5 protein-coding genes are annotated in these 6,652 nt (G+C 70.1%); all 5 read right to left on the bottom strand.

Annotated features, from left to right (window positions below; all coding sequences use genetic code 11):
• Positions 1-17 precede the first annotated feature (17 nt).
• Positions 18-929 carry a permease-like cell division protein FtsX gene (locus VFW24_14560; GenBank protein HEX5267984.1) on the bottom strand — a complete coding sequence of 304 codons (912 nt, stop codon included), beginning with the start codon at positions 927-929 and terminating at the stop codon, positions 18-20.
• A gap of 23 nt (positions 930-952) precedes the next feature.
• Positions 953-1,639 (bottom strand): cell division ATP-binding protein FtsE, encoded by a 687-nt coding sequence (gene ftsE / locus VFW24_14565; protein ID HEX5267985.1) that lies wholly within the window; start codon positions 1,637-1,639, stop codon positions 953-955.
• A gap of 14 nt (positions 1,640-1,653) precedes the next feature.
• Positions 1,654-2,778, bottom strand: coding sequence for a peptide chain release factor 2 (gene prfB, locus VFW24_14570; GenBank protein ID HEX5267986.1), 1,125 nt, complete (start codon positions 2,776-2,778; stop codon positions 1,654-1,656).
• A gap of 13 nt (positions 2,779-2,791) precedes the next feature.
• Positions 2,792-5,668 carry a preprotein translocase subunit SecA gene (secA, locus tag VFW24_14575; GenBank protein HEX5267987.1) on the bottom strand — a complete coding sequence of 959 codons (2,877 nt, stop codon included), beginning with the start codon at positions 5,666-5,668 and terminating at the stop codon, positions 2,792-2,794.
• A 70-nt stretch (positions 5,669-5,738) separates the two neighbouring features.
• Positions 5,739-6,431 (bottom strand): response regulator transcription factor, encoded by a 693-nt coding sequence (locus VFW24_14580; GenBank protein HEX5267988.1) that lies wholly within the window; start codon positions 6,429-6,431, stop codon positions 5,739-5,741.
• Positions 6,432-6,652 lie beyond the last annotated feature (221 nt).

A 6,652-nucleotide genomic window follows, 5' to 3' on the forward strand; every position in this document is an offset into this window, starting at 1 on the left:
CCGGGGGGGGGGGCGGATCAGACGTCCAGGAAGGACCGGACGGCCAGGCCCGACCCGAGGGCGCCCACGACCGAGCCGACCACGACGACGAACACTCCGGCGCCCACGGCGTTGCCCACCGAGACCACGAAGGACCCGAACAGCTGCAGCCCGTAGTGGTGGACGAGGGACGAGACCAGGCCCCGGAACAGGAAGACCCCGCCGAAGGCGAGGCCGGCGCCGAGCATGCCCTGGATCAGGCCCTCGAGCATGAACGGCACCCGGATGAACCAGTTGGTGGCCCCCACCAGCTTCATGACCGCCACCTCGCGGCGCCGGGCGAAGATCGCCATGCGGATGCTGTTGAGGATGAGGGCCAGGGCCGCCACGAGCAGGGCCACGGCCATCACGAACATGGCCGTCTGCAGGAGCCCGGTGACGTGGAGCAGGGTGTCGACGGTCTTCTGGGCCGACTGCACGTACTTGACGCCCGGGAAGCTCGAGAACTCCGTCGCGATGGCACGCACGTCCGACGCGTTGCGGGGGACGACCCGGTACGACGGCGGCAGGTCGGTCGGCTGCACGCTCTGCACCATGGTGGGCTGGTCGGCGAAGATCTTCTTGAACTCGGCGTAGGACTTCTGCTGATTGAAGTACACGAATGACATCACGGACCCGCCGCCGGACGAGCTGCCTCCGCCATCGCTCATCTGGGAGAGCTGGTGCTCGACGGCGTTGCTCTCACCGGAGCTGGCGTTGGGCTGCATGAAGACCTCGATGCGCACCCCGCCCTGCCACTGGATGGTGGCGTTGGCCACGCCCTGCTTGAGGATCAGGGCCACACCGACGATCGTGAGCGACACCGCCACGCACAGGATCGACGCCCCGGTCATGAGCAGGTTGCGCCGGAGATTCCCGGCGGTCTCGCGCGCCATGTAGTCGAGCGACATCGCCATCGCCTACAGCCCTCCGGTCAAGTGGCGATCCCGTACACGCCCCGGGCCTGGTCGCGCACGACCGTGCCGCGGTCTAGCTCGATGACCCGGCGCCGCATGGAGTCCACGATCCCCACGTCGTGGGTGGCCATCACGACCGTCGTGCCGGTGCGGTTGATCCGGTCGAGCAGCCGCATGATGCCCACCGTCGTGTTGGGGTCGAGGTTCCCGGTCGGCTCGTCGGCCAGCAGGATGAGGGGCCGGTTGACGAACGCCCGGGCTATGGCCACCCGCTGCTGCTCGCCCCCGGACAGCTCGTGGGGCAGGTTGTCGGTCTTCTTGGCCAGGCCCACCAGGTCGAGGATCTGGGGCACCTGCGAGGCCACCACGTGGCGGGGGCGGCCGATGACCTCGAGGGCAAATGCCACATTTTCGTAAACCGACTTGTTCGGGAGGAGCCGGAAGTCCTGGAAGATGCAGCCGATGTTGCGCCGGAGGTAGGGCACCTTCCACGGCGAGAGCTGGCAGATGTCCTTGCCCGCCACCCAGATGCGGCCCTGGTCGGGCTTGTCCTCCCGCAGCAGCAGGCGCAGGAACGTCGACTTGCCGGACCCGGAGGGGCCCACCAGGAAGACGAACTCTCCCTTGGCGATGTCGACGTTGGCGTCCCGCAGGGCCACGGTCGTGCCCTTGTAGGTCTTGGTGACGCTCTCGAGCTTGATCATCGCGTCTTATATTCTCAGCCCGCGGCGCCCGGGGACGCCATTCCCCGCCGGAAGCGGAGCCAGGCCTCCATGAAGGCGTCGAGGTCCCCGTCGAGCACGGCGTCGACGTTCCCGGTCTCGTAGCTGCTGCGCTCGTCCTTGACCTTCTGGTACGGCGCCAGCACGTAGCCGCGGATGAAGCTGCCGGCGCGTGACACCTGGCCCTGCGGGCCCGAGATGTCCTCGAGCTCCCGCCGGCGCTCCTCGCGCTGCCGTTCGGCCAGCTTGGCGGCCAGGATCTGCATGGCCCGGGCCTTGTTCTGGAACTGGCTGCGCTCGTTCTGGCAGGACACCACGATGCCCGTCGGCAGGTGGGTGATGCGCACCGCCGAGTCGGTCACGTTGACGTGCTGGCCGCCGGCGCCCGACGAGCGGTAGGTGTCGATGCGGAGGTCCTTCTCGTCGATCTTCACCTCGTCGGACAGGTCCTCGAGGAAGGGCACGGTGTCGAAGGCGGCGTACGAGGTCTGGCGGCGGGCCTGGGAGTCGAACGGGGAGATCCGGTACAGGCGGTGCACGCCGCGCTCGCCGGACAGCAGCCCGTAGGCGTAGCGGCCCCGCACGATGAAGGTGGCCGAGAGGATCCCGGCCTCCTGGCCCTCGGTGGCCTCGTCCAGCTCGACGTCGAAGCCCCGGCGCTCGGCCCAGCGCTCGTACATCCGCAGCATCATGTTGGCCCAGTCCTGGGCGTCGGTGCCGCCCTCGCCGGCGTGGATCTCGCAGACGGCGTCGCGCTCGTCGTGCTCCCCCGTGAACAGCGAGCGCACCTCGAGCTCGTCGAGGTCGACGGACAACCCGTCGATGAGGTCGGCGATCTCGGCCTCGACCGAGTCGTCCCCCTCCTCGCGTGCCAGCTCGAAGAGGGTGCGGGCGTCCTCGAGCCGGCCCACCAGCCCCTCGACCATGCCCAGGTCGGCGGCCAGGCGGTTGTGCTCGGTCGTGACCCGGCGGGCCCGGTCGGCGTCGTCCCACAGGTCGGCCCGCTGCATCTCCGGCTCCAGGGCCTCGATGCGGGCCCGCAGGCCGGGCAGGTCGAGATAGCTCTCGGCCTCCTCGAGCCGCCGCGCCAGTGCGGCCAGGTCCCCGCTGAAGTCCTTCACCGGACTACGCCCTTCAGCGGCCGTGGCAGTGCTTGTACTTGCGCCCGCTCCCGCACCAGCACGGCTCGTTGCGGCCCACCTTGGGCTGGCCACCGGCGCCACCTGCCGCCGCCGGAGCCGGCCGGGCCGGGCCCCCGGGACCGGCGCCGTCGGCGGGACGGGCGGCCCCCTCGCCGTCCGGCTGCTGGCCCAGGCCGCCCTCCAGGCCCCGCCCGGCCTGGCCCGCCCCGCCGGGCATCGGGGGCGGTGGGGGCAGGGGCATGGCGGCCCGCTCCGGCTCGGGGTCGGGCGCGGGGCCGTCGTCGCCCGCGGGCCGGTCGAGTACCGGGACCTCGAGGGCGGCGTCGGCCGGGCTGTGGACCGGGTCGTCGGGGCCGTGGTAGCTCAGCGCCTCCAGGTCGGGCTCGGGCGCCTGCTGGATCTGGACCTCGGCGTGCATCACGTAGCGCAGGTAGTCCTCGTCGACCGCGTCCATGAGCTGGCCGAACATCTGGAAGCCCTCGCGCTGCCACGCCACGAGCGGGTCCTGCTGGCCCATGGCCCGCAGGTTGATGCCCTCGCGGAGGTAGTCCATCTCCGCCAGGTGCTCCCGCCACCGCAGGTCGATGATCTGCAGCATGATGTCCCGCTCGAGCTGGCGCATGGTGTCGGCGCCGCCGGGGAGGCCGGCCTCCTTCTCCTCGTAGTACGCCACGGCCTCGGCCCGCAGGCTCTCGTACACCTGGTCGGCGTCGGTGGCCTCGTTCAGCTCCTCGGGCGTGAAGCGGGTCGGGTACACCAGGGCCACCTCGGTCAGGAGGCCGGAGAGGTCCCACTCCTCCGGGTAGTCGTTGGGGCAGGCGGCCCGCACCAGGCCGTCGAGGGTGTCCTCGAGGATCTCGATGGTCCGCTCCCGGAGGTCCTCCCCGTCGAGCACCTGCATGCGCCGGGCGTAGATGACCTTGCGCTGCTCGTGGTTGACCTCGTCGTACTTGAGGACGTCCTTGCGGATCTCGGCGTTGCGGGACTCCACCGTCGCCTGGGCCCGCTCGATGGCCTTGCTGACCATGCGCGCCTCGATCGGCACGTCCTCGGGCAGCGCCCTGGTCATGACCCAGTTCATGGCCCCGGTGGCGAACAGCCGCATCAGCTCGTCCTCGAGCGAGAGGTAGAAGCGGCTCTGCCCCGGGTCCCCCTGGCGGCCGGAGCGGCCCCGGAGCTGGTTGTCGATGCGGCGGCTCTCGTGGCGCTCGCTGCCCAGCACGTAGAGCCCGCCCAGGCGGCGCACCTCGTCCCCCTCGGCCCGGCACTCCTCCTCGAACTTGGCCAGTAGCTCGGCGGAGCGGGCCGCCCCCTCCTCGGAGGTGGGGTCGATGCCCTGGGCCGCCGCCTCCTGCTGGGCCAGCCCCTCGGGGTTGCCGCCGAGCAGGATGTCGACCCCGCGCCCGGCCATGTTGGTGGCGACGGTGATGGCGTGGAGGCGCCCGGCCTGGGCCACGATGGCGGCCTCCCGGGCGTGCTGCTTGGCGTTGAGCACGGCGTGAGGGATGCCCTGCTTGTCGAGCAGGCGGGAGAGGTGCTCGGAGCGCTCGACCGAGGCGGTGCCGACGAGGACGGGCTGGCCGCTGTCGTAGCGCTGCACCAGGTCCTCGACCACGGCGTTGAACTTGGCGTCCTCGGTCTTGTAGATGAGGTCGGCCTGGTCGTCCCTGACCATGGGCCGGTGGGTCGGGATCGGCACGACCGAGAGGTTGTAGGTGTTGGCGAACTCCGAGGCCTCGGTCTCCGCCGTCCCGGTCATACCGGCCAGCTTGTCGTACATGCGGAAGTAGTTCTGGAGGGTGATGGTGGCCCAGGTGTGGTTCTCCTCCTTGATCCGCACCCGCTCCTTGGCCTCGACCGCCTGGTGCAGACCGTCCGACCACCGCCGGCCCTCGAGGATGCGCCCGGTGAACTCGTCGACGATCTTCACCTCACCGTCGGCGACGATGTAGTCCTTGTCCCGCTTGTACAGCTCCTTGGCGCGCAGGGCCTGCTGGAGCTGGTGCACGTAGTTGGCCGCCACCTGGTCGTAGAGGTTGGAGATCCCGAGCTGGCGCTCCACCTTCTCGATGCCGGCCTCGGTCGGCACCACCGTGCGCTTCTCCTCGTCGACCTCGTAGTCGACCTCGGCCACCAGGGTCCGCACGATGCTGGCGAACTGGTAGTACAGCTGGGCGGACTGCGGTGCCGGGCCGCTGATGATCAGCGGGGTCCGGGCCTCGTCGATCAGGATCGAGTCCACCTCGTCGACGATGGCGAACACGTGGCCCCGCTGCACCATGGCTTCGCGCCCGCGCGCCATGTTGTCGCGCAGGTAGTCGAAGCCGAACTCGGTGTTGGTGCCGTAGGTGACGTCGCAGGCGTAGGCGGCCCGCTTGAGCTCGGGGTCGTCGACCTCGGGCACGACCAGGCCGACGGTGAGGCCCAGCCACCGGTAGATGCGCCCCATCCACTCGGCGTGGAACCGGGCCAGGTAATCGTTCACCGTCACCAGGTGCACGCCCTGGCCGGCCAGGCCGTTGAGATACACGGGCAGGGTGGAGACGAGGGTCTTGCCCTCACCCGTCTTCATCTCGGCGATCCACCCGAAGTGGAGGGCCATGCCGCCCATCAGCTGGACGTCGAAGTGGCGCTGGCCGATCACCCGCTGGGCCGCCTCGCGCACCACGGCGAAGGACTCGATCAGCAGCTCGTCGAGTTCCTCGCCCCGGTCCAGGCGCTCGCGGAACTCGACGGTCTTGTGCCGGAGGGCGTCGTCGGACAGCGCCCGGAGCTCGGGCTCCAACTCGTTCACGTACGGGACCAGGCCGTGGAGCCGGCGGAGCTTCTTGCCTTCCCCGGCCCGCAGGACCTTCTCGACGATTCCCATATGAACGCCCGATTCTACCGGTGGGCCCCGGCGCCCCCGGGTCGGCGCGCCACGGGCGCGGCCGGTCCGGTCACTCCCCGGTGTCGATGAGGCGCTCCCGCACCGCGTACATCACTGCCTGCATGCGGGAGTGGAGGTGGAGCTTCTCCAGGATGTTGCGCACGTGGTTCTTGACCGTGTTCTCGGAGATGAACAGGTCGTCGGCTATCTCCCGGTTGCTCATGCCCTTGGCCACCAGGCGCAGGACCTCGAGCTCCCGGCCGGTGAGGGTCGGGACCGGGAACTGCTGGCGCTCCTCGGCCCGCCGGGCCAGGGAGTTGAACTCGTTGAGCAGCTTGGAGGCCATCGAGGGGGAGATCAGGCTCTGGCCCTGGACCACGGCCCGGATGGCCTCGGCCACCTCCTCCACCGAGATCTCCTTGAGGAGGTAACCGTTGGCGCCGGCCTTGATGGCCTCGTAGAGGTCCTCCTCCTCGTCACTCACCGTGAGCATGAGGATCTTGGTGGTCGGCGAGAGTTCGCGGATCTGGCGGGCGGCCTCGATCCCCGACAGCTTGGGCATCCGCACGTCCATGAGGACCACGTCGGGGGCGGAGTCCTCGGCCTTGGTGACGGCCTCCTCCCCGTTCTCGGCCTCCCCGACGACCTCGATGCCGTCCTCGGTCCCGAGCACGACGTACAGGCCGCGCCGGAACAGCGCCTGGTCGTCGGCTATCAGGACCCGGACCGCCTCTCCCGGACCCCTCGCGTAGTCGTCCGTCACGGTCACCCCTCGGGCGCCCAGGTCCTCGGCCAGTCGTAACCCCGGTCTAGATCTGCCCCTGTCTAGTCCGGCCGGCAGGCCGGTCAGGTTTTGCCAGTAGTGACTAGTCTACCGGGGCCTGACGACGGGGATGGGACCGCCCGACCAGACGCCCCTTCAGCCGGACCAGGCGCAGCTCGAGCTTGTCCACGACCCGGTCGACGGCGGTGAGCATGTCGGGC

It is taken from the genome of Acidimicrobiales bacterium (genome assembly GCA_036273495.1).
Lineage (GTDB): Bacteria > Actinomycetota > Acidimicrobiia > Acidimicrobiales > JAJPHE01 > DASSEU01.